Here is a 20699-nt window from a genome sequence, read left to right on the forward strand (position 1 = left end):
GAGAGAGGGCACCATGAAAGCGACCGTCAAACAGACCATGCTCGCCATGGCGATTGCCACTGCCTCGACCGCCGCTGCGGCCAATGGCTGGGACAACCAGAACGCCAATGCGAACATCAACCACAACCACACCGTCAGCGAAACCCGCAACGACACCCACAACCATACCGACAACGACGTACGCAACCGCACCGTCAACGTCAATGTGCAGAAGCACAGCAACATCCAGGCCGACGAACGCAAGGAAAAGAACAACCACGGCGTCGACGTGAACCTGGAGAAGGACCTGCGCCTGAGCACCGACATCAACTTCTCCGGTGACCCGAACATCACCGGCGACATCGATCTAGACTCCGCCGCCATCGCGGTGATCGACAACCGGCAGTCGATCAGCAACAACGCCACCAGCAACAGCCTGGTCACCAATAGTGCCTCCATCGGCGACAGTGTCGGTGCCGGCGCTTCGGGCAACCTCGGCTTCAACGTGGTGTCCGGCGACAACAACGCCCAGGACAACGCCGCGTCGCTGTCCGCGGCCGATGCATCCTTCAGCTTCGGCATGGCCGATGCCGAAGTGTTCGTGAACCAGGCCGGCTTCGGCAACGCCACCATGAACTCCGGCGTCACCAACGCCGCGGGCCTCGGCGGCAACGCCTTCGGTGGTGCTTCGGGCAACATCGGCGTGAACATCGCCTCGGGCAACAACAACGAGCAGAAGAACGCGCTCGCGGCCTCGGTAGCGACCACCGCAGTGGCGCAGTCGAGCATCAGCTCCAACCAGGTCTCCACCGGCAACACGGTCAGCAACGCCGGCTTCGTGCAGTCCTACACGGACACCGTGCAGGTCGGCATGCGTGGCGGCGTCAGCGGCCTGACCCTGGCCTATGGCGCGGGCACCTACCGCGGCACCGGCAACGCCTACCAGATGGCCAACTACTACCTGGATACGTGGAATGGCGAGCTGCCGCACCCGGGTGGCAACAGCACCGGCCACATCGACCTGGACAACGAGATCCAGAACGCCACGATGAACCCCAACCGGCCGGGGGTGGGCGGCCTGGGCTTCGATACGCGTGAGAGCGGTACCAGCCAGTTCGTCGAACTGGGCGTGGCCGATCTGTACGCCAGCCTCAGCGGCACGGTCAGCACCACGCGCTGGGTGAACGTCAACGCGACCAACACCTCGGCGTTGTCCGGCAGTGCCTTCTCTGGCGCCTCCGGCAACATCGGCGTGAACGTGGCGGCGGGCACCGGCAACCTGCAGGCCAACAGCCTGGCCCTGGCTGTCGCCCAGCCCAGCACCGGCGGCGGTGGTGGCAGCGGCGAGTAAGCGCAACACCCCGGCCGTCCGCCAATGGCCGGGTTCCCGGGAGCCCCTGTTCCTCCTCCCCCTTGGGACAGGGGCTCCCCCCTGCTGCCGGAGAACGTGATGATCCGTTGCCGCCTCTCGATGCGCCTGCTGGCGATGCTGTTGCTGCTGGGTACCGCCTCCGCGTGCGCGGGCGAGGTGCGCTTCAGCGGCGTACTGCCCAATGGCGCGTTGCTGCAGCAGAAGGTGGAGAGCATGCAGGAGCGACGCTACCGCAACGTGGTGCGCCAACACACCGATTACAGCTGCGGGGCCGCCGCACTGGCCACCATCCTGCGCCACGCCTACCACCTGGATACCGACGAGGCGACGGTGATCGAGGGGATGATGGGGGTCTCCGATCCCGCACTGGTGGCCGAGCGCGGTTTTTCGCTGCTCGACATCAAGCGCTACGTGGAATCGCTGGGCATGCGCGGCCGCGGCTACCGTATCGACGAATCCCGTCTGCGCACCTTGCGCGTCCCCGGCCTGGTGCTGATGGACGTGCGCGGCTTCCGCCATTTCGTGGTGCTCAAGCAGGTCCGCAACGGCATCGTCGAGGTGGCCGACCCGATCCTTGGCAACCGCAGCCTGGCGCTGCCTGAATTCCTTGCGGCCTGGCCATCACGCGCAGTGTTCGTGGTGATCGGCAGCGACTTCGACCGCAACACCGCCCTGCTGCAACCCAGCGAACGGCCCAGTGCGCGCGCGCTGTATGCGCGGCAGGGGCCCATCACCGATGCCGAACTGGTCGACTTCGGCTTCAGCCATGCCGACCTGTTCTGAAGGAGGTTCGACCATGTTCCGTCAACCGCTGATGATGGCCCTGCTGCTGGCCTTCCCTGCCCTGTCCCTGCAGGCGGCAGAGGGCACGCCCGGTCGCGGCCTGAAGGAAATTCCGGACCCGGAACTGAGCCTGATGCGAGGCCGCTACACCGTGGGCGGCAACAACGTGGCCTGGTTCGGGGTGACCATGGTTTCGCAGTGGCAGGCCGGCAACGGCGCCACCCTGCAGGGCGCATTGACCCTGGCCATGGACTTCCGCGGCGGCGGTGCGCCGAAGCTGAGCTTCCAGCCCAGCGTGCATGTGACCGCTGCTGATGCGCCACTGCCGGACACCCGCGGCCGCAGCATCGACAGCAGCGGCCTGGCCAACGCCAGCGGCCTGGTGCAGAGCGTACAGGTGGCCGGCGATGGCAACGTCGCTCGCAATGTCACCACGCTGAGCGTGCGTGATGGCGAGGTGCCTTCTGCAGCGAGCGAGGGTGCGCGTTCGGTCAGCGCGCAGCAGTCCGGCGCAACCGCGACCGCGGTGCTCGATGGCAACCAGGCCCGCCTGCTCCTGCAGGTGGATGGCCAGGGCCTGGTGCAACAGTGGATCCGCAATGGCAGCGTCGGCCAGGGCATTGCCCTGGCCGGTGATGGCCAGATCGCCAGCAACCAACTGCGGCTGGAGCTGGTTCGCAACACCGTGGGCGGCAACCTGCCGTTGAGCCAGAACGTGGCCCAGGCGATTGCGTTGAACCGCGGCATGGGGCCGGGCCAGTAGCGCGGCGCGGCATTGGGGGAAGCGCTTCACAACGCAGGACACGAACATGCACACCCTTCTGAGGATCACCCCGCTGGCGCTGGCGGCGCTGGCGGGCACCGCGCTCGCGGCCCCGACCACAGGGGACGACGGCGCCGACGTGCAGGCGCTGGCCAACCAGTTGGAACAGCTGAAGGCCAATTACGCACAGGAAGTGCGGCGGCTGCGCGAACTGGATATGCAGGTGCAGGCGATGCAGGCACGATTGAGTGGCCGGGTGGGCCCAGCCACAGCGACGCCCGCCGCGCCGCTGGCCGCGGCAGCCGCCGCAGCCGTTCCACCCAGCAGCGAAGGCTACGCCAGCACCGCCGCCGAGGCGCAGCAGGCCAAGCAGGAGTCGAGGCGCAGCGTGGATGATGTCAAGCAGCAGCAATCCGCGCTGTTCTCGCGGCGCTTCACCATCGAGAACAGCCTTACCTACGCCCGCTACGACCGCAAGCAGCTCACCCTCAACGGCTTCCTTGCCCTGGACGCGATCTTCCTCGGCAACATCGCCATCGAGAACGTCGAATCCGATTCGTTGACCTACAACGTTGCGGCTCGCTGGGGCGTCAGCCCCAACCTGACGCTGAATCTGGATGTGCCTTACCTGGCGCGACGCACGGTCTACCAGAAGGGTGGTGCCGGTGGCGCAGCGGCGGCCATCGCGCAGGAGGAAACCAACGGCAACGGCCTGGGTGATATCGGTCTGAGTGCGAACTACCGCCTGTTCGGCGAGCGCGGCTGGCGCCCGGAAACCGTGCTCACTGCCGGCGTGACCGCGCCGACCGGGCGAGCGCCCTACGGCCTGGACTGGAAGGTCATCGAGCGCGACGACGATGACTACATCCGTTTCGCCGTGCCACGCGAGCAACCCACTGGCAATGGCGTGTGGCAGGCCAATGTCGGCCTGTCGATGGTCAAGACCGCCGACCCGGCGATCCTGTTCGCCAACATCGGCTACGTGCACTCGATTCCGCGCGGGTTCAACGACATCGACAGCAATCCGGACACGGTCAATCCCGGTGACGTGAAGCTGGGCGGCTCGGTGTACTTCGGCGCGGGCGTGGCGTTCGCGTTCAACGAGCGCACCAGCCTCAGCCTGTCCTTCAGTGACCGCATCAGCGCCCGCGCCTCTACCCGCTTCGAGGGCGGCAAGTGGATGAAGGTGATCGGCAGTGACGCCAACGCAGCGTCACTGAATCTGGGCGTGACCTATGCGCTGAACCAGCACACCACCTTGGTGACCCTGCTCGGCATCGGCCTGACCCCGGATGCGCCGGACTTCACCCTGGCGTTCAAGATCCCGTACATGCTCTGACCCGCCCGATTCGGCGACGACGTGGCCGCTGCCCGTCGCCGCCGAATCGCGGCCCCCGTGTGCACGCCCTGTGTGTGCCCCGGGGCAACCCGCCAGCTCTGGCGATGACGGCGCTGATCATCAGTTCCGCCGCATTCACGTCGCACCTTCACGGTGATCCCCCCGCATTCTCCGTCGATTCCGCCAATCCGGCGGCGACGCCATTTCCTACTCTGGCCCCACGGTGAAGCCCAGGCCGCTGCAGGCAACGCACCGTGACACTGGATACCACGCACTTCCACCTTTTCGCAGGAGCAGGACATGGCATTTCCAACCGCGGTAAACGACCAGATCACCGATTCGGTCACCCAGGCCAACACCAAGGTGCTGGGCGACGCGCCCGCCGTGGCGGTGGGCAATCTGTACCAGGCCACCGCCCAGGCACTGGCCAACGCCGCGCACAACGCCACCAACGCACAGCAGCAGTCCTACGTGACCGCGCAGTCGGCCACCACCATGGGTGTGGCCACGCTGTACTCGATCGATACCGCCACCACGGCGGTAGCGAGCAAGGAAATCCTCAGCACCCGCGTCCGCGGCCTGGGTTCCTGATCTGTCGTTCCGTAGCTGACCCGCCAACCTCAAGGAGATAGACATGGCATTCCCAACCGCTGTGAACGACCAGATCACCGATTCAGTCACCCAGGTCAATACCAAAGTGCTGGGCGACGGCCCCGCCGTGGCCATGGGCAACCTCTACCAGGCCACCGCGCAGGCGCTGGCCAACGCCGCCCACAACGCCACCAACGCCCAACAGCAGTCCTATGTGACGGCGCAGGCAGCCACCACCATGGGCGTGGCCACCCTGTACGCGATCGATACTGCCACCACCGGCGTGGCCACCAAGCAGATCCTCGGCGCGTGATGCGCCGGCAGGCAAGGAGCTGAGCCATGGCATTTCCCACGGCCGTCAACGACCAGATCACCGACTCGGTCAGCCAGGCCAACCTGCAGGTGCTGGGCGTGGCGCCTGCCACGGCAATGGGCGCGCTGTACCAGGCCACCGCGCAGGCGCTGGCCAATGCCGCCCACAACGCGACGCTCGCCCAGCAGCAGATGTATGTCACGGCACAGGCCGCGACCACGATGGGCGTCTCGCTGCTCTACGCCGTCGATACCGGCGCCACCGGCGCCGCCACCCGGAAGATTCTCGGCTGATTCCATTGAGTGCCGGCAATCTCCGTTCCTGTAGTGCTGTCCACCCTAGGAGCTTCCACCATGGCATTTCCCACCGCCGTCAACAGCCAGATCACCGATTCGGTCTCGCAGGTCAACACCAAGGTGCTTGGTGATGCGCCGGCCATCGCAATGGGCAACCTGTTCGTGGCCACCAGCCAGGCACTGTCCAACGCGGCGCACAACGCCACCAACAACCAGCAGCAGTCCTACGTGACCATGCAGGCGTCGACCACCCAGGGGGTGTCCACGCTGTATGCGATCGACACCGCCTCCAACGGCGTGGCCACCCGCGAAATCCTGGGCCTGCGCTGACGTGTCGGCCCGGCGTGACGCCAACCGCCGCGCCCCCGCTCAGGGCGGCGTCACGTCGGGCCCCTGATCGATGGCCGGATCGCCTGCCACCGGCTACCTGCTGGCTGCAACCAGCACTGGCTCCGGGATGGCGATCGCCCTCGCCCCCTCGTTCGCGATGTCCGCCACGTACCTGGCGATGGCCGACAGTCTTGGCCTGGCAATGCAGAACGCGGTGGCCAACCAGCAACGCGGCCAGGTGACCGCCGGGGCAAGCCTGGCCCAGGTCCTGGCCCTGATCATCCAGAAGGGAGCCGTTCCGTCATGAGCAGTGAGAACACCGTCAACAGCCAGATCGTCGACAGCGTCAGCGCCGCCTCGACCCTGCTGGTGGCCCAGGGGCCGGCGCAGTCCTTCAGCATGCTGGACATGGTGATGCTGGAGACGTTGGGCACCGCCATGCACAACGCCGTCGCGCGCCAGCAGGGTGCGGGCATGGTCAGCAACGCAGCGGTCACCGCGACCTGCGCGAAGATGATCAATGCCCCCTGGCCGGTGCCGCCGCCCGCTCCGGAACCTCCTCCGCCGCCACCGCCGCAGGTCATCCCCCTGCCCGGCCCGGTGCCGGCGCCCCCTTCGCCTGCGGCAGTGATCGCCGCGGCCACCGCAGAAGGAAAGACCGCCATCAGCGTCCTGCAGGCACAGACCCACGGTGCCACTGCCGACGCTGCGGCCGCTACCAGCAGCCTGCATGCACTCGAAACGCTCGCAGGCAATGCGGCAGCGCCCGCGCCCGGTCCTGCGCCCGACCCCTCGTCCGGTCCGGATCCGGCCGCAGGTCCCGCCCAGGATTCCGCGCCAGAATCCCCCTCTTCCCCGGCCACAGGCAACACTGACGCCGGGGCCTGACACTACACAGGCCGCCTGCGGCCGCACCCGCCCATCAAGGAGCCCGTATGGACCCGAGCAACGTCAACGCCCAGGTCATCGATGTGATCAACCAGGTGCAGACGGCCACCATGTCCGCGACCGTGGTGAAGACCAGTGGCGCCGGCAAGGCCTACCAGTCGGTAGCCCAGTCTGCAGCGATCGCCGTGCAGGATGCCGCCGACGCACTGCGCAATGTCTCAACCATCGCGACCACCGCAGCCGGCGTGGCAATGGCCCAGTACCTGGCGACGGGGGACGAAAAGTATGCGAGGGTGCTCACGCAGGCGCAGACCATGATGCAGGGGGCCACCAACGACTTCACCCGGGTCGGCAGTGCCGCTGCGACCGTCCTCAAGGATTTTCCGGCCCAGTGAGGCCGCCAGGAGAGCCACGCATGAGCGTTTTCATTGCCGGTCGTTCCATCCCCCAGGCCAACCAGATCAGTCAATCCTGCAGGCATGTCCTTCAGTTCATCGACGGCGGCGAGCACTGGCTGAAGTGGGCCATGGAATCGCATGAGCACCGTTACGCCTTCTCCGACGAGGGTACGATGCTCGATGGGGTGCAGCAGGGTCTGCACGGTTCGCGCATGACATGGTTGCCGCGCATCGGGTTGCAGATCGGCCCGATCAAGCTGCTCAGTCTCGGTACCAGTGACCTCGGTGCCCTGCGCGACATCGAGTTTGGCGATGACACGCGCCTGTCGCACAGCGAGGCACAGGGAGTACTGGCAAGACATCGGCTGCTGACCAATACCGAACTCGGCGCCTCGCGTGCGTTCCTGGCCTCGATTGGCGCAGCCGATGCTCCGCTGCTGCAGCAACTGGATTTTCGTGAATCGGTGGCGCTCCACCAGCTCGCCGGTGAGGTGGGAATGTCCGCCGCAGGGCGCGAGGACCTGGCCGACGCCGCCAGCTTCGCGCTGCTGCACGCGCGCAGGCCCATCGAGTTTGCCGACTACTTCCGCTTCTACCAGCGGGTGAGCGCAGGTGGCGGCGGCCGCGAGCATCGGCTGACGCGTGCCACCCGGGCGTTGCAGCAGGTGCTGCCGATCCTGTTCGGCTTCCTGGACGGGCCGCAGTTGCCACAGCTGCCGTCGCCGGAGCAGGTGCGCGAGGCGATCGCCGCAAGCCTGGCCGCGAACCGGCAGATCGGCTACGCCCGCATCTCGCTGGCCGCCCAGCAGATGGCCGCATGCTTCGACAACGATCCCGACTTGCTGCTGGACGACAGCCGGCTGCGCGAGGCCGCGCGTTGGCAGTTGCGCGATGCGCAGGAGTTCCTCAACGAGCATCCGGTCTCCCGTGGCCAGCTCGGCCAGGATGGTGCCAGCGTGCAGTTCGCGATCGATGGCTCCAGGGCGCAGGCGCTGGTGCAGGTGGAGGACAATGTGATCACCCTGCAGGACTACCGCCGAACCCGCCGCTACCTGGGCGATGAAGCACAGGTTGGCTATCAGGCGGATACGGTGTGAACCCGCTTCCGGCGCCGGGTGGCGATGGCGTGCAGGCAGCGACGGAGGCCCTCGCTTCGGCGGCAGGCACGGCCGTTGCTGCCGGACGCATGGCGGCCCGACAACAAGCGCAGAAGATCCTGGCCGATGCCCAGGCGGCATTGCGCCACATCCTGGGGGAACGCAGCGACGGTGTTCTCCCCTCATCCCCAGCAGGAGCACCGACGATGACCTTCCCGACCCCGCTTCCCGGTAAGCCTACTCCCGCCCATCCGGCGGGCAAAACCCCGATGGAAATCGCCCAGGAGCTGGCGGACGCCGCGATGGCTGCCAGTGAAGAAGGCATCCGCGCCGCGATGGAGGTTTCGCAACGCGCTGTCGAGGCCGCCGCCGAAGCGGCACGCCGCGCGGACGAAGCCGCCGAGCAGGCCGTGCAGCGCGCTGCTGAAGCAAACGCACGGTAACGCCTGATCTGCCATCCCAGCACCCCGGGCAGGCCCGCGCCTGCACCGGGGCGTTTGCTTTACTGATCCGGCGTTCGACGGTAGCTGCGCGGGCTGACCCCCACCGCGCGTCGGAAGCTCTTTTCGAAGTGGCTCAGGTCACCGAAGCCAACCTGCAGTGCGACATCGGTAATGCGCAGGCGTTGCCCATCCCGCAGCAGCTGCTTGGCATGCTCGATGCGCAGTTGCTGCAGAAGCAGCTTGAACGTCGTACCCAGCTCGCTGCGAAACAGGAATCCCAGGTGAGACTGGCTGACATGGGCCTGGCGGGCGAGGTCACCCAGTGTGAGCGGCTCGGCAGCGTGGTCCTTCAGATAGGCCAGGGCACGCTTCAGGCCATCGTGCAGGCCTTCATGCGCAGCCCTCGGCGCGTCCTGCTGCCCAGGCTCGGGAGCGGCAGCTTCCTCAACCCCGGGCGGTAGTTGCGGCGCGCGCCCGGCATCGATGGCGACATTGCCCGCTGCCAGATCCGGCGCGTGGCGTGCCAGATCGTCGCGACGGATGCAGCGGCCACCGGTCATCACCGCCAACCGCACCACCACCCGCTCCATCTCCAGCAGGTTGCCGGGCCAGTCATGCGCACACAAAGCTTCCAGCACATCGTCACCCAGCACATGGGGATTGAACCCGTGCAGCTCCAGCGAACGTGCCGCCAGCGCGGCGATGTCCTCCACCCGTTCGCGCAGCGGCGGAATATCCACGGTCAGGAACTCCAGTCCGGCCAGCAGGGCGCGCGAGAACTGCTTCTCCCTCACCCGTTGTTCAAGGTCCGCGCTGGTCGAGGCGATCACCCGTGTCGGACCGGTCGCCTGCGCATCGGCATGCGCGGCGGGCAGCCCACGCATGCGATGTGACAGCTGGCCCTGCAGCGACACCGGCAGTTCGTCGACTTCATGGAAGTACAGCGTTCCGCCCTGCGCGCGCGCGAACCAGTCGCAGGCTTCGCCCTGTGGATGGACACAGTTCACCTCGACAAACGGGCCTTGCCGGTATCGGCCACCACTGTGCAGGGCGGCGGCCAGTTCCATTTTCTCGGTACCGAACTCGCCACGCAGCAGTACCGGCAGCGGACTGGCCGCCGCGCGTTCGACGAACTCGTCCATCTGCTTCAGCGCCTCACCGGCGCCGACCAGCAGCAGCGGTCGGCTCAGCGCCTGTTCGGCCCAGGCCTTGGCCTCGTAGCGCTTGATCAGGTGTGCACAGCGCTGGGCAAACTGTTCACCCAGCGCCAGGGCACTACCGTCCAGCCGGCCCTCTTCACCTTCCAGATGCAGCTCACCCAGTACCTCGCTGCCATAGCGGATCGGCAAGCGCTGGCGGGCAGCGGTGTTGTCGTCCGTTACCGCCACCGCAGTCACGTCCGTATGGCCAGCACTGGAACCGCGCAGATGGACGCTGCCGCCACGCAATGCATGGTGTTGCGAGAACTCCTTCACGAACGCGCCCAACAGGTCTGGCAAGGACCGGTGGGGTCGATAGGCGCGCTGCAACATCTCACTGACTTGCCTGTGCATTGAAACTCCCCTTTCGAATGGCAACCCGCTGCCGTTGCAGCGGGTGATCGCGCAATGGGTACCGTGCGGCTTCATTGCGTGATGCTGCGACGCCCCCGCCGCGCCTCGCGCCAGCCGCAGCACACGCAGGTGAACCTGCACACTGTCCGCCCCCATGCCCCCAGGAGGTTGCCGTCGGTAGGTCGACGATGCGGACGTCGGACGGATCCCGGCGCCTCAAACGCAGATACGCGCATTCGGCCCCGGGATTATCGAAAGCGAGTTTCGAGAAAATCGTGATGATAATCACGTGAATATCGGTGATTATCTTTGCCAGCAATGCAACGCGGGGGAATGTCGACCTGCACGGCCTGCGCGCCCTTTGCCGATCTGCGGCATGATCGACGCCTTGCCATGATCGGGAGCCTCCCATGCCATTGGGATTCATCGGCCTGGGCGTGATGGGCACGCCGATGGCGGGCCACCTCGCGCGGGCCGGGCACGCCGTGCTGGGCTGGTCCCGCTCCGGCCGAAACCACGAGGCTGCACGCACCGCCGGCGTGCAGCCCATCACGCAACGGCAGGACGTGTTCGACGCGTGCGGGACGATCCTGCTCATGCTGGCCAACGACGAGGCCATCGACAGCGTGCTGGATCGGAACACGCCGACCTTCCCTGCCCGCGTCAAAGGCCGCCTGGTGATCAACATGGGCACCAGCTCGGCAGCCTATTCCCAAGCGTTGGGCGAACAGATCCGCGCGGCAGGCGGGCGCTACGTGGAAGCGCCGGTCTCCGGCTCGCGGGTGCAGGCGGAAGCCGCGCAACTGGTCATCATGCTGGCCGGCGACGCCGCTGACGTGGCAGAAGCCTCGCACCTGCTTGCGCCCCTCGGCCGGCAGTGCGTCGCGTGCGGTCAGGTGCCAGCGGCGTTACGCATGAAGCTGGCAGTGAACCTGTATCTGATCACGCTGGTCACCGCACTGGGCGAGGCCGTCCACTTCGCCAAGGTCCACGGCATTGCCCTGGAGCGCTTCGCCGAAGTACTCAACGCCGGGCCGATGGCCAGCGAGGTATCGAGGATCAAGCTGGACAAGATGATCCGCGAGGACTTCGCGGTCCAGGCCTCGATCACCGATGTTCTGAAAAACAGCGGCCTGGTGGCCGGTGCCGCGCACGAGGCGGGCATGCAGGCGCCCCTGATCGACGCCAGCGATGCACTGTTCGCGCGGGCGCAGCGGATGGGGCTGGGAGGGCTGGACATGGCCGCGGTACTCCAGGCGATCCGGGGCGGCCCACAGGCCACCAGCGGAGCCTGAACTGGAATCATCTTCCGGCACCACAGCAGTCCCTGCCCGCTGCTATATTCAGTCCAGCTCGGCAGGCATGGTGCCTGTCCTCGAATCACAGGGAGTTGGACATGGGTCTTATACAGGCGGTCAAGGGTGCGGTAGGCGGTGTGCTGGCCGACCAGTGGAAGGACTTCTACACCGTGCCGGCGGGCCTGCCGTCCACGGCGGCCCTGTTCGCGGCGGTGCCGCAGGGCACCAATGCCGGCCGCGGCTCCAACACCAGCGGCTCGTCCAACATCATCAGCAACGGCTCGAAGATCGTGGTGCCGGAAGGCTACGGCCTGCTGCTGTTCCAGGACGGCGCGATCACCGCCTTCGTCGCCGAGCCCGGTGGCTACGAATGGCGCTCGGACGATCTGAACTCGCAGTCGATCTTCGCCGGCGACGGCCTGGTCAGCACCTTCATCAAGCAGAGCTGGGAGCGCTTCAAGTTCGGCGGCCAGCCGGGCTCGCAGCAGGCGGCTTACTTCGTGTCGCTGAAGGAACTGCCGGACAACCGCTTCGGCACCCAGTCGGAAATCTACTGGGACGACGGCTTCCTCAACACCCAGGTGGGTGCGGTCACGCGTGGCTCGTACACGCTGAAGATCGTCGATCCGATCCTGTTCGTGAAGAACTTCGTGCCCGCCCGCTATCTGCAGCCGGGCCAGGTGTTCGACTTCACCGATCTGGACAACGCCGCCGCCAGCCAGCTGTTCAATGAGGTGGTCGGTTCGCTGGCTCCCGCCTTCAGCCTGTACACGAACGATCCGAGCAAGGGCAACCGCATCACCAAGCTGCAGCAGGATTCGCTGGGCTTCGCGCAAAGCCTGTCGGCGGCAGTTGAGCAGGGTTACCAGTGGAAGTCCGATCGCGGCCTGGCCATCGTCAAGACCGCCATCGTCTCCATCGAGTACGACGCCAACACCCGCGAGCTGCTGAAGACCGTGCAGCGCGCCGATGCGCTGTCCGGTTCGCGCGGCAATTCCAACCTGCAGGCCAGCGTTGCCCAGGGCATCCAGTCGGCCGGCGAGAACGGCGGCGCGGCAGGCCTGGTCGGTGTCGGCATGGCTTCGGGCATGTTTGGTGTCGGTGGCATGCAGCAGCCGACCGCGCCGGCTGCCGATGATCCGGTGGCCAAGCTGAAGAAGGCCAAGGAAATGCTCGACCTGGGCCTGATCACCCAGAGCGACTACGACGCGCTCAAGGCCAAGGCACTGGGCCTGTAACCGGCAGGACGTACAACCACCATGTCCGATCCCCGAAACGGCCCACCGCCGCTGCCCGGATCCGCGCCCTCGACGCCGCCGCCCTTGCCGGCGGCGTCGTTGGATGGGCCGGGTTCGCCGCAGGACGTCCCTCCCCTGCCCGGCAGCTTCCCGCTGGACACCTCGAAACTGCCGCAGGCCATCCGTGATGAAGTGGAAGCACCCGATCCTGTGGCCATCGACACCTCGGCCAGCGAGCTGAAGGACGGCCTCAACCGCTGCCCCAGGTGCGGCGCCACCGACATCCGGCCCAAGGCCGGTACCGATATCCTGGTCTGCCTCTACTGCCGTCACGAATGGCATGGCGCGCGGGTCGAGGAGGAATTCGGGCTGGGCGAAGCCATCGACCAGCTGCGCGGTACCGTCATCGCCTCAGGCGCCCGTGACATCGATGCCGACACCTCGGCGTTGATGACGTTCAAGTGCACCGGCTGCGGCGCTGAAGTCACGGTCAACACCGAGAGTACGATGACGGCGCGCTGCCACTGGTGCCGCCATGTGTTCGGTGTCAACGAGCAGATCGCCAACGGCGCGGTGCCCGATGCCGTCCTGCCCTTCCACATCAAGAAGGACGATGCGGTCGCACGCATCCGCCAGTTCGTCGACAAGCGCCGGATGTTCGCGCTGAAGGCGTTCAAGGATCAGTTCACCCCGGAGAACGTGGTGGGCGTGTTCCTTCCGTACATGATCGTCGACAGCAATGTCAGCGCTGCCGTGATCGGCAAGGGCGAGATCAAGACCCGCGAATACACGGTCGGCAGCGAGAAGAACAAGCGCACCCTCTACGACGCCGACGTCTACCAGGTCGAGCGCCAGGTGGATTTCACCGTCGATGACCTGCCGCTGGAATCCTCGGCCGAACGCGGCAACCTGGACACCCGCGCCAACACCAACAACATCATCAACACCATCCTGCCGTTCGATACCAAGAACGCGGTCAAGTGGAACGCCTCGTACCTGGCCGGCTTCACCTCGGAGAAGCGCAACCTGGACGTGGAGAAGCTACGCCCACGCCTGGAAGATCAGCTGCTGTCGATCGCGCGCGCGCAGGTGGAGGGCTCGGTGAAGCGCTACAACCGCGGCGTACGCTGGGAGCAGGAGCAGCTGGAGGTGCATGGCACCCGCTGGGTGTCGATGTACCTGCCGGTGTGGCTGTATTCGTACCACCAGCCCGGCAAGAACGGCGGCATGCTGCACTACATCGCAGTGAACGGCCGCACCGGCGAAACCATGGGCAGCGTGCCCGTGCAACAGTGGAAGATGCTGTTGGCGGCACTGGCCACCGGCACCGTCATTGAAGCCCTCGCAATTGCCTTCCTGGTGGCATCGACATGAGTGATGACAGTGGTCTCTGGCTGTTGGCGGCAGGCCCGGCCGGCGCAACCGCGCTGTACTGGGCGCTGTACCGCTATTACCGCAACACCGACAAATCGCATTCCTTCGAACACGAAACCGAGATCGAAGCCCAGCCGGTGACCGGCTCGGACCAGCAGGTGGGCCGGGTCACCGGCACCGAGGAGAAGCGCATCCGCGGTGACAACGTGTACGAGTACCGGAAACGGGTGGTAAGAGTGAAGCCCGATCAGTAGAGCCAGGCCATGCCTGGCTGATCGACAACGCAGCGACGACGACGGTGAACAGCTTCAGCCGGGCAGATGTGTACGCGCCTGCGACTGTGGCCTGCTTCGCAGATCAGCTCTGTTTGCCATGCCTATACTACCGCCGCTTCCACCCCGGCCATCGTTGCACCTGCCGGTGGAAGCGGCGGGGCTGGATGTCCCCGTCGGACCGGCCGCCACGCTGCCGCCGGTCCTGCCAGTGATTTGTAACCCAATGCGGTTCAACCAATCACCAGGGGGAGGGCTATGCGCTACACACGTCGTGATTTTCTTGCCACCACCGCCAGCGCTTCATTGGCGTCACTGGTCGCGTCCGGTGCCTGGGCCAGCGGCGCCGCACCGGCCGACAAGGCCGCGCAGGCACGCTACCACCGCTACAACGTCACCAGCCCCGAAGGCCAGCGCATGCTGGCCAGCTACGCACGCGGCATCAAGGCCATGCTGGCATTGCCGGCGGATGATCCACGCAACTGGTTCCGCAACGCCTTCGTGCACCTGATGGACTGCCCGCACGGCAACTGGTGGTTCTACGTCTGGCACCGTGGCTATGTCGGCTACTTCGAGCAGACCATCCGCACGCTCAGCGGCGATCCGCAGTTCGCCATGCCCTACTGGGACTGGACCGAGCTGCCACGGATTCCCCCGGCGATGTTCGACGGCGTGCTGACACCCACTGACAGCGCCTATGCGCCGTATACACGCAACCTGGCGGTCTTCACCCGGTTCATGCGGCCAGCCCTGCAGCGATACTGGGAAACGCTGGATGCAGGCCAACGCGATCAGCTCAAGCTCCGTGGCTATCTCACTGCGGACGATGTTTGGAACGATGTGACCGGCTACAGCGCCGCGGAGAAGACCGGCATCTCGGGCAATGCGGCCTATGCGATCGCCTGCGGCGCCCGTTATCTCTGGCGCGAGAATCCCGGCTTCGATGCAAAGACCGCTTCGGCCGTGTCTCCCGATACCATTCACGCAGGGCTTTCGCCGGTCGAGTTCTACAACGATGATGTGAGTCGCAGCTTCACCAGCTCGCGTACGGCCTCACACGTGATGCAACCCGACGGCGCCACGAAATTCTCGGTACTCGAAGGCTTCCCGCACAACAAGGTGCACAACTGCATCGGTGGCGTCGGCGCGGTCGACCCCGGCCCCTATGGCAACATGACCAACTTCCTGTCGCCGCTCGATCCGATCTTCTACCTGCACCACGCCAACATGGACCGCCTGTGGGACGTGTGGAACCAGCTGCAGCAATCCCGCGGCAAGCCGATCATGCCCATCAACGTCGACCAGCGGCGTCAGTTCATGAACGAACCGTTCCGGTTCTTCGTCAATTCACAGGGCAAGCCCGTTGGCGAGCGTCCTGCCAGCGCCTTCTTCTCCACCACGGCCTTCGACTACGACTACGTCTATGGGGGCCGCAACGACCTGCTGACGGCGGCCGCACTGCCCGCAGCTGCCGGTGCGGTGCGGCTGGTGCGCGGCACACGTTCCGATGGCACTGTCCGCGTGGCTGTCCCCAATGAGGCGGTGCGCGCGCACCTGGCCGCATCGGGCCCACGACAGTTGATTGCGGAAGTGACTCTGGAGCGACCACGCGGCCTGAACAACACCCGCGAGTTCGACGTGCTGATCAACGCACCGGCCGGTACCTCGTCCGTGGATGCCGACAGCCCGTACTACGCCGGCACCGTATCGTTCTTCGGGCCCACCATGGCCGGGATGGATCACAGCCATCCCACCACGTTCGCGGTGCCGCTGCCTCAGAAACTGGGGGCCCTGCAGGCACTCAATGCAGCCGATGGTGGAACGACCACGCTGGAGATCCGTCTGGTTGCATCGTCCGGCCAGGCACCGCAGACGTTCCCGGTGCTCGACGCCGCCATTCTGGTTGCGCCGCTGCAGCCGTGATGACGCACTGCAGGTGCCGGCACTGTCCGGCACCTGCCTTGGGCATGCAGTTTTCAGCCTGCCTGCCCCAGCCGTACCTTCAACTGCTGGATCTCCTGTTCGCTGACCCCGATCGACTTCAGGTAACCCTCTGCTCCACCATACTGGCTGTGCAGTGCCGCCAGGAACTGCACCATGTTGTCCGGCGCGGTACCGGACATGCCGGCCATCCTGCGACCGATCTCCGGATTCTGCTTGATCAACGCCATGATCTGCGCGTTCATCGCGCTGTCCTTCGGCTGCCCTTCCAGGTAGTGCGCCGAGATCGCGTAGTTGTGCACGATCTCGGCCTTGGGCACGCCCGCCAGGTCCAGCAGCAGGCCGGCGATGATACCGGTGCGGTCCTTGCCTGCGGTGCAATGGAACAGCACCGCACCATCCTGCTGCGCGGCGATACGCTGGAACACCTGCTTGAACTGCGGCTGGCTGTGGCCCAACCACTGCACATAGGCCTCGCCCAGCGTATCCGGGAAGCTGGTCATCATCTTCTGCAGGTCCATCTTCTCCGTGCCCATCAGCGAAATGCGCTGATAGTCGAAGCGATCGTCGCGGGCCAGCAGATCCGGTGACTGTGCTTCCTCATCGGCGGTGCGCAGATCGATGTCGAGCTTCACACCGGCGGCGACGAGGACATCACGGTCGGCATCGGTCAGGCGGCCAAGGTCGGCGGTGCGCACGAAGGCATCGGCTGGAATCGGCCCTTTGCTGCCCTGCAGGCCAGCGAAGGTACGCACATTCCAGGCACCCTGCAGCGGGATCACCCGCTGCGCATCGGCGGCGGCGGGCTTTGTGTTGGCGGTAGCCACCTGTTTGGCAGCGACGGCCTGCGGCGTATCAGCGGCAACCGCTGCGGCAGCCATCGGAAGAGCCAGCATCAGGGCCAGAGCGAGTTCGGTACGAGCGATCTTCATTGGAATCTCCAGTCGAATCAGAAGTTGACGGCCACATCCAGGCCGAAGGTGCGCGGGTCGTTGAAGATGCCGCTCTGGCCCAGCGCTGCGCTGTTGATCTTGTAGAACAGATGCTGTTCATCCAGAAGATTGCGCGCCCACAGCGAGAACGACATCGTGGTGCCGGTGCTGTTGACCGGTACATCCACCAGCGCCACCCGAGCGTTCACCACGAACGAGCTGTCGGTGAGCATCTGGTCGTACTCGCTGGTGTAGTAGCCATCGGACCAGTTGCCGTCCACATGGAACTTCAGTGCCGAGAAATTGGCGAACGGCACCAGGTAGTCGGCAGACAGGCTGCCGGCGTTCTTCGGCGCCAGCAGCGGCTGGACCGTTACCTGCACCCCCGCACCGAATGGGTCCGTCGCGGTCTGCGCGTCGATCTTCGTATAGGCGTAGTTGAGGCCGAGCGTCAGGTTGTCCACCGGCATCACATTGAACTCCAGCTCCGCGCCGCGCGATTTGCCATCGCTCAATGCATTGGTGGTGACCATGGTAGTGCGGGTCTCGCCACTGTTCGGGTCGAACGGCAGCGAGAAGTCCATCTGCTTGTGGGCGATGGTCGAATCGAACACGGCGAGGTTCAGGCGGGCGCGGTTGTCCCAGAACTGCGATTTGAAGCCCAGCTCATAGGCCGTCACTTCTTCAGGACCGAACGCGCTGTAGTTGGTCGAGCGCGAGTTGGCACCGCCGGCCTTGAATCCCGTGCTGTACTTGGCATAAAGCATCGCGTGCCCGCCAAGGTCGTAGGCGATGTTGACCATCGGGTCGAAGCGGCTCCAGCGGTCCTTGAACGCGAGGTTGGTCACCGCACCATTGACGATGTACAGGCTGCCCTTCTTGTCATCGCGGGTATAGCGGCCACCGGCGGTCAGGTGCAGGCGCTGCAGCGCCTCCGGGGTCCACGTGGCTTGGCCGAACACACCCAGACTGTCGGTCCACGCTTTGCTGGCGCGGTCGATGCGTACCCGCGAGAGATCCAACGGGTTGGTCGCCGGATTCACCGTGTAGCTGTTGCCGCCTGGGCCCCAGACCAGCATGTTCGGGGTCTGCGCATTGTCACCGGCGGTCTCGTGGTAGTAGAACGCACCGCCGAGGAACTGCACCTGCGAGGTATTGCCGATCAGCTGGAACTCCTGGCTGTACTGGTGCTGGTAGACCTGCGCCAGGCTGTAACGCCCGAAGGGTGTGCCTGCGCCACCATAGGCCGAGATTGCATCGACCAGGCCCATGTCGAACTGGCCCTGGGTGAGTTCGCGGTATGAACTGATCGACTTCAGTTCCAGGTTGTCGTTCAGCGTCCACGACAGGTTCAACAGATGGCCACTGGTCCGCCCGATGTTGTCTTCCTGCGGGCCGCCGAGGATGGCGCTGTCGCGGCGATCCTGGCTGGCGCCGGCCTTCTGCAGTGGGCTCAGGTAGGCGCCCGGCACCAGCACCTGGGTGTGGTACGGCGTGGTGGCATCGTAGGAACGATCGAACGCGTACAGCAGCGAGAAGTCATCACTCGGCTGCCACAGCGCACTCAAGCGCGCGCCACGCTTGTCGTAGCTGTTGAAGTCACGCTCGCCACGCATCGGATTGTCGGTGGTGCCGCCACGCCTGGCCTGCACTGCATCGACCTTGAAGCTGACATCGCCCACCTTGGGCAGGTCCACGTGCAGCGCGCTGTTGTAGCCGCTGAAGTTGGACACACCGGCACTGACGCTGCCGCCGAATTCGCCGGTCGGTTGCTTGGTCACGATGCTCACTGCGCCGCCTTCGGTGTTGCGGCCGAACAGCGTGCCCTGCGGCCCCTTCAGCACTTCGATGCGCTCCACGTCGTAGAGCATGCTGCCCAGGCCCTGCGCACGGCCCATGAACACTCCATCGACATAGATACCGACGCCGGCGTCGCGGGCCGGCTGGTTTGCGTCACCGGAGGCGCCAATGCCACGGATACCGATGTTCAGCGCCGAACTGCGGGTGGCAAACGGCGTGACCCGCAGCGAAGGAATGGAACCATCAGACAGGCTGCCCAGCGAAATCGCGCTGCGGTCCTTCAGCGTTTCAGCATCGACCACCGACACCGAGATCGGCGTCTCCTGCAGGTTGGTGGCGCGTTTCTGCGCGGTCACCATCACCTGGTCGAGGGCGACAGTACGCGCGACCTCGGCGGAGGCGGCAGCATCGGCGCTGGGATTGTCTTCTGCATGGGCCAGCACCGGCAGCGCGGCGGCGATGGCGAGGGTGAGCAACGGACGGTGCAGCGGGAGGTAGCGCATCGGACTCATTCGCGGAAGGAGGAGGCCGGCGCAGTCTGGAAGGCGGCAATTACAAATGAATGACCGTTCATTCACACCTTTTATGACGTACTATCCCGCCCCTAGACGCTCCTACCTCTCGCAATGACGCCGAAAGCCGCCGTAGCCGTATCCGCCAACGACCCTGCTGTCGCCCATGCCGAAGCCCAGCGCCGGCGCATCCTCGATGCCGCCCAGAAGTGCTTCATCACCCGCGGATTCCATGCCGGCTCGATCGGCGACATCGCCGCCGAAGCTGAGATCAGCCAAGGGCTGATGTACCGCTACTTCGCCAACAAGCGGGCCTTGATCCTGGCGCTGATCGAGCGCCAGCTGCGCCACGACCAGGCCTCGATCAGCGAGATGCCGGCAGCATCGGACCTGGTGGACGGCCTGCTGGAGTGCTACCAGCAATGGGCACGCGGCGAAGTGCTGCCGATCCACGGCAACGCCATCGCCAGCGTGGCACTGTATGCGGAGATCAATGCCGAGGCGCATCGCGACCCGATGCTGGCCGAGGTACTGCGTACCCATGACAGGCAGACCAGCGCTGCCATCCACGCGTGGTTGCGGCAGCGCGACGTCAGCCTGGGCCGCGTCGTGGACGAAGAGCGGATTGCCAGCCGAACCCTGCTGCTGCGGCTTCTGGTGGAAGGACTGGCGATGCGTGCCGTGCGCGATCCGGACTTGCCTGCGGCACGGGTTCGCACCCTGTTGGCCGACGCCATCGGGCGGGTGATGGGGGATTGAGGCGTACCGCCGATCCTCACACGATCCCTCACCTCGTCGGCAACGCTCGCAGACAGAGGTCTCGTTCAGTTCCCACGACGATAGCGACCAGTGGTGGCGAGAGAACCGCCGCCATCGCAATCGCGACGTCCGCGACGACGACCTGTTCGGCCGCTGGACCCTGGGCCAGGAAAACGGCAGCACCTGTACCATCGAACTGCGGAACAGTGAATGGTTCGGCGGCTACAGCGCCTATGTTCCGGCTGGCTGTCGGGATGGCTTCTTCCCGGCCAATCGATGGGTGCTGTCCGGCGATGAGCTGCTGCTGACCGACACCAGCAATACTGTGTTCGGCCGCTTTCACACATCAGGTGGCGGCCGCTGGTCGGGCGCGCTGAAATCGGACGGCACGCGGCTGTATCTCCACCCCACAGGACGCTGACGCGCCA

At 65.7% G+C, this 20699-nt stretch carries 23 protein-coding genes; 20 read left to right on the top strand and 3 right to left on the bottom strand.

What is annotated here, in order from left to right; translation table 11 throughout:
* Positions 1 to 13 precede the first annotated feature (13 nt).
* The 13 genes from DI041_RS00415 (at position 14) to DI041_RS21370 (ending at position 8592) form a co-directional block, all read left to right on the top strand.
* A complete protein-coding gene (locus DI041_RS00415) occupies positions 14 to 1330 on the top strand; it encodes a FapB/FapC family functional amyloid domain-containing protein (protein ID WP_012511147.1) in 1317 nt (438 codons plus the stop codon).
* Positions 1331 to 1429: 99 nt separating this feature from the next.
* A complete protein-coding gene (locus DI041_RS00420; RefSeq protein WP_136637983.1) occupies positions 1430 to 2134 on the top strand; it encodes a C39 family peptidase in 705 nt (234 codons plus the stop codon).
* Positions 2135 to 2147: 13 nt separating this feature from the next.
* Positions 2148 to 2897, top strand: coding sequence for a hypothetical protein (locus DI041_RS00425; RefSeq protein WP_136637982.1), 750 nt, complete (start codon positions 2148 to 2150; stop codon positions 2895 to 2897).
* Between the two features lie 46 nt (positions 2898 to 2943).
* A complete protein-coding gene (locus DI041_RS00430; protein ID WP_136637981.1) occupies positions 2944 to 4236 on the top strand; it encodes a transporter in 1293 nt (430 codons plus the stop codon).
* A 300-nt stretch (positions 4237 to 4536) separates the two neighbouring features.
* The gene (locus DI041_RS00435; protein WP_005416648.1) at positions 4537 to 4827 is read left to right on the top strand and encodes a RebB family R body protein; all 291 of its coding nucleotides are present in this window, start codon (positions 4537 to 4539) and stop codon (positions 4825 to 4827) included.
* Positions 4828 to 4870: 43 nt separating this feature from the next.
* Positions 4871 to 5140 (top strand): RebB family R body protein, encoded by a 270-nt coding sequence (locus tag DI041_RS00440; protein ID WP_046985582.1) that lies wholly within the window; start codon positions 4871 to 4873, stop codon positions 5138 to 5140.
* 26 nt (positions 5141 to 5166) lie between these two features.
* Positions 5167 to 5433, top strand: a complete 267-nt coding sequence (locus tag DI041_RS00445) for a RebB family R body protein (protein ID WP_046985583.1) — start codon at positions 5167 to 5169, stop codon at positions 5431 to 5433.
* Positions 5434 to 5493: 60 nt separating this feature from the next.
* The gene (locus DI041_RS00450; RefSeq protein WP_005416651.1) at positions 5494 to 5766 is read left to right on the top strand and encodes a RebB family R body protein; all 273 of its coding nucleotides are present in this window, start codon (positions 5494 to 5496) and stop codon (positions 5764 to 5766) included.
* A gap of 70 nt (positions 5767 to 5836) precedes the next feature.
* The gene (locus tag DI041_RS00455; RefSeq protein WP_046985584.1) at positions 5837 to 6073 is read left to right on the top strand and encodes a RebB family R body protein; all 237 of its coding nucleotides are present in this window, start codon (positions 5837 to 5839) and stop codon (positions 6071 to 6073) included.
* Positions 6070 to 6654 carry a RebB family R body protein gene (locus DI041_RS00460; RefSeq protein WP_136637980.1) on the top strand — a complete coding sequence of 195 codons (585 nt, stop codon included), beginning with the start codon at positions 6070 to 6072 and terminating at the stop codon, positions 6652 to 6654. Before DI041_RS00455 ends, DI041_RS00460 begins: the two co-directional genes overlap by 4 nt.
* A gap of 47 nt (positions 6655 to 6701) precedes the next feature.
* Complete coding sequence (locus DI041_RS00465; RefSeq protein ID WP_136637979.1) at positions 6702 to 7049, top strand: hypothetical protein; 348 nt, start codon at positions 6702 to 6704, stop codon at positions 7047 to 7049.
* A 20-nt stretch (positions 7050 to 7069) separates the two neighbouring features.
* Positions 7070 to 8149, top strand: coding sequence for a hypothetical protein (locus tag DI041_RS00470; protein WP_136637978.1), 1080 nt, complete (start codon positions 7070 to 7072; stop codon positions 8147 to 8149).
* Positions 8146 to 8592 carry a hypothetical protein gene (locus tag DI041_RS21370; RefSeq protein WP_248298397.1) on the top strand — a complete coding sequence of 149 codons (447 nt, stop codon included), beginning with the start codon at positions 8146 to 8148 and terminating at the stop codon, positions 8590 to 8592. The genes DI041_RS00470 and DI041_RS21370 overlap by 4 nt, the downstream gene beginning before the upstream one ends.
* A 59-nt stretch (positions 8593 to 8651) precedes the next feature.
* Here DI041_RS21370 and DI041_RS00480 read toward each other — a convergent pair whose 3' ends face one another.
* Positions 8652 to 10145, bottom strand: a complete 1494-nt coding sequence (locus DI041_RS00480) for a helix-turn-helix domain-containing protein (RefSeq protein WP_046983342.1) — start codon at positions 10143 to 10145, stop codon at positions 8652 to 8654.
* 410 nt (positions 10146 to 10555) lie between these two features.
* On the opposite strand from DI041_RS00480, the gene DI041_RS00485 reads away from it, so the two are divergent.
* From DI041_RS00485 to DI041_RS00505, 5 genes are all read left to right on the top strand, one after another.
* On the top strand, positions 10556 to 11440 hold the full coding sequence (locus DI041_RS00485; protein ID WP_136637977.1) for an NAD(P)-dependent oxidoreductase: 885 nt from the start codon (positions 10556 to 10558) through the stop codon (positions 11438 to 11440).
* A 101-nt stretch (positions 11441 to 11541) separates the two neighbouring features.
* Positions 11542 to 12681, top strand: a complete 1140-nt coding sequence (locus DI041_RS00490; RefSeq protein WP_046983343.1) for an SPFH domain-containing protein — start codon at positions 11542 to 11544, stop codon at positions 12679 to 12681.
* 21 nt (positions 12682 to 12702) lie between these two features.
* Positions 12703 to 14055, top strand: a complete 1353-nt coding sequence (locus DI041_RS00495) for a TFIIB-type zinc ribbon-containing protein (protein ID WP_136637976.1) — start codon at positions 12703 to 12705, stop codon at positions 14053 to 14055.
* A complete protein-coding gene (locus DI041_RS00500; RefSeq protein WP_046983345.1) occupies positions 14052 to 14309 on the top strand; it encodes a hypothetical protein in 258 nt (85 codons plus the stop codon). The genes DI041_RS00495 and DI041_RS00500 overlap by 4 nt, the downstream gene beginning before the upstream one ends.
* Before the next feature lie 276 nt (positions 14310 to 14585).
* Positions 14586 to 16250, top strand: a complete 1665-nt coding sequence (locus DI041_RS00505) for a tyrosinase family protein (protein WP_136637975.1) — start codon at positions 14586 to 14588, stop codon at positions 16248 to 16250.
* 53 nt (positions 16251 to 16303) lie between these two features.
* On the opposite strand, the gene DI041_RS00510 is transcribed toward DI041_RS00505, so the two are convergent.
* Both DI041_RS00510 and DI041_RS00515 read right to left on the bottom strand, forming a co-directional pair.
* On the bottom strand, positions 16304 to 17200 hold the full coding sequence (locus tag DI041_RS00510; RefSeq protein WP_136637974.1) for a tyrosine-protein phosphatase: 897 nt from the start codon (positions 17198 to 17200) through the stop codon (positions 16304 to 16306).
* Between the two features lie 17 nt (positions 17201 to 17217).
* Positions 17218 to 19503 carry a TonB-dependent receptor gene (locus tag DI041_RS00515; RefSeq protein WP_211195169.1) on the bottom strand — a complete coding sequence of 762 codons (2286 nt, stop codon included), beginning with the start codon at positions 19501 to 19503 and terminating at the stop codon, positions 17218 to 17220.
* Between the two features lie 123 nt (positions 19504 to 19626).
* Between DI041_RS00515 and DI041_RS00520 the strand changes: the two genes are divergently transcribed.
* Together DI041_RS00520 and DI041_RS21375 are read left to right on the top strand one after the other, a co-directional pair.
* Positions 19627 to 20271: a TetR/AcrR family transcriptional regulator gene (locus DI041_RS00520; protein ID WP_046983349.1), complete on the top strand. Its 645-nt coding sequence runs from the start codon at positions 19627 to 19629 to the stop codon at positions 20269 to 20271.
* The gene (locus DI041_RS21375; RefSeq protein WP_136638064.1) at positions 20267 to 20692 is read left to right on the top strand and encodes an AprI/Inh family metalloprotease inhibitor; all 426 of its coding nucleotides are present in this window, start codon (positions 20267 to 20269) and stop codon (positions 20690 to 20692) included. Before DI041_RS00520 ends, DI041_RS21375 begins: the two co-directional genes overlap by 5 nt.
* Positions 20693 to 20699 lie beyond the last annotated feature (7 nt).

Origin of the sequence: Stenotrophomonas maltophilia (assembly GCF_004920835.1) — a bacterium.
Lineage (GTDB): Bacteria > Pseudomonadota > Gammaproteobacteria > Xanthomonadales > Xanthomonadaceae > Stenotrophomonas > Stenotrophomonas maltophilia_AQ.

Bases quoted from the DNA above. Each gene is read 5' to 3' on its own strand.
- DI041_RS00415 (WP_012511147.1), top strand. From the start codon at position 14: ATGAAAGCGACCGTCAAACAGACCATGCTCGCCATGGCGATTGCCACT.
- DI041_RS00420 (WP_136637983.1), top strand. From the start codon at position 1,430: ATGATCCGTTGCCGCCTCTCGATGCGCCTGCTGGCGATGCTGTTGCTG.
- DI041_RS00425 (WP_136637982.1), top strand. From the start codon at position 2,148: ATGTTCCGTCAACCGCTGATGATGGCCCTGCTGCTGGCCTTCCCTGCC.
- DI041_RS00430 (WP_136637981.1), top strand. From the start codon at position 2,944: ATGCACACCCTTCTGAGGATCACCCCGCTGGCGCTGGCGGCGCTGGCG.
- DI041_RS00435 (WP_005416648.1), top strand. From the start codon at position 4,537: ATGGCATTTCCAACCGCGGTAAACGACCAGATCACCGATTCGGTCACC.
- DI041_RS00440 (WP_046985582.1), top strand. From the start codon at position 4,871: ATGGCATTCCCAACCGCTGTGAACGACCAGATCACCGATTCAGTCACC.
- DI041_RS00445 (WP_046985583.1), top strand. From the start codon at position 5,167: ATGGCATTTCCCACGGCCGTCAACGACCAGATCACCGACTCGGTCAGC.
- DI041_RS00450 (WP_005416651.1), top strand. From the start codon at position 5,494: ATGGCATTTCCCACCGCCGTCAACAGCCAGATCACCGATTCGGTCTCG.
- DI041_RS00455 (WP_046985584.1), top strand. From the start codon at position 5,837: ATGGCCGGATCGCCTGCCACCGGCTACCTGCTGGCTGCAACCAGCACT.
- DI041_RS00460 (WP_136637980.1), top strand. From the start codon at position 6,070: ATGAGCAGTGAGAACACCGTCAACAGCCAGATCGTCGACAGCGTCAGC.
- DI041_RS00465 (WP_136637979.1), top strand. From the start codon at position 6,702: ATGGACCCGAGCAACGTCAACGCCCAGGTCATCGATGTGATCAACCAG.
- DI041_RS00470 (WP_136637978.1), top strand. From the start codon at position 7,070: ATGAGCGTTTTCATTGCCGGTCGTTCCATCCCCCAGGCCAACCAGATC.
- DI041_RS00480 (WP_046983342.1), bottom strand. From the start codon at position 10,145: ATGCACAGGCAAGTCAGTGAGATGTTGCAGCGCGCCTATCGACCCCAC.
- DI041_RS00485 (WP_136637977.1), top strand. From the start codon at position 10,556: ATGCCATTGGGATTCATCGGCCTGGGCGTGATGGGCACGCCGATGGCG.
- DI041_RS00490 (WP_046983343.1), top strand. From the start codon at position 11,542: ATGGGTCTTATACAGGCGGTCAAGGGTGCGGTAGGCGGTGTGCTGGCC.
- DI041_RS00495 (WP_136637976.1), top strand. From the start codon at position 12,703: ATGTCCGATCCCCGAAACGGCCCACCGCCGCTGCCCGGATCCGCGCCC.
- DI041_RS00500 (WP_046983345.1), top strand. From the start codon at position 14,052: ATGAGTGATGACAGTGGTCTCTGGCTGTTGGCGGCAGGCCCGGCCGGC.
- DI041_RS00505 (WP_136637975.1), top strand. From the start codon at position 14,586: ATGCGCTACACACGTCGTGATTTTCTTGCCACCACCGCCAGCGCTTCA.
- DI041_RS00510 (WP_136637974.1), bottom strand. From the start codon at position 17,200: ATGAAGATCGCTCGTACCGAACTCGCTCTGGCCCTGATGCTGGCTCTT.
- DI041_RS00515 (WP_211195169.1), bottom strand. From the start codon at position 19,503: ATGCGCTACCTCCCGCTGCACCGTCCGTTGCTCACCCTCGCCATCGCC.
- DI041_RS00520 (WP_046983349.1), top strand. From the start codon at position 19,627: ATGACGCCGAAAGCCGCCGTAGCCGTATCCGCCAACGACCCTGCTGTC.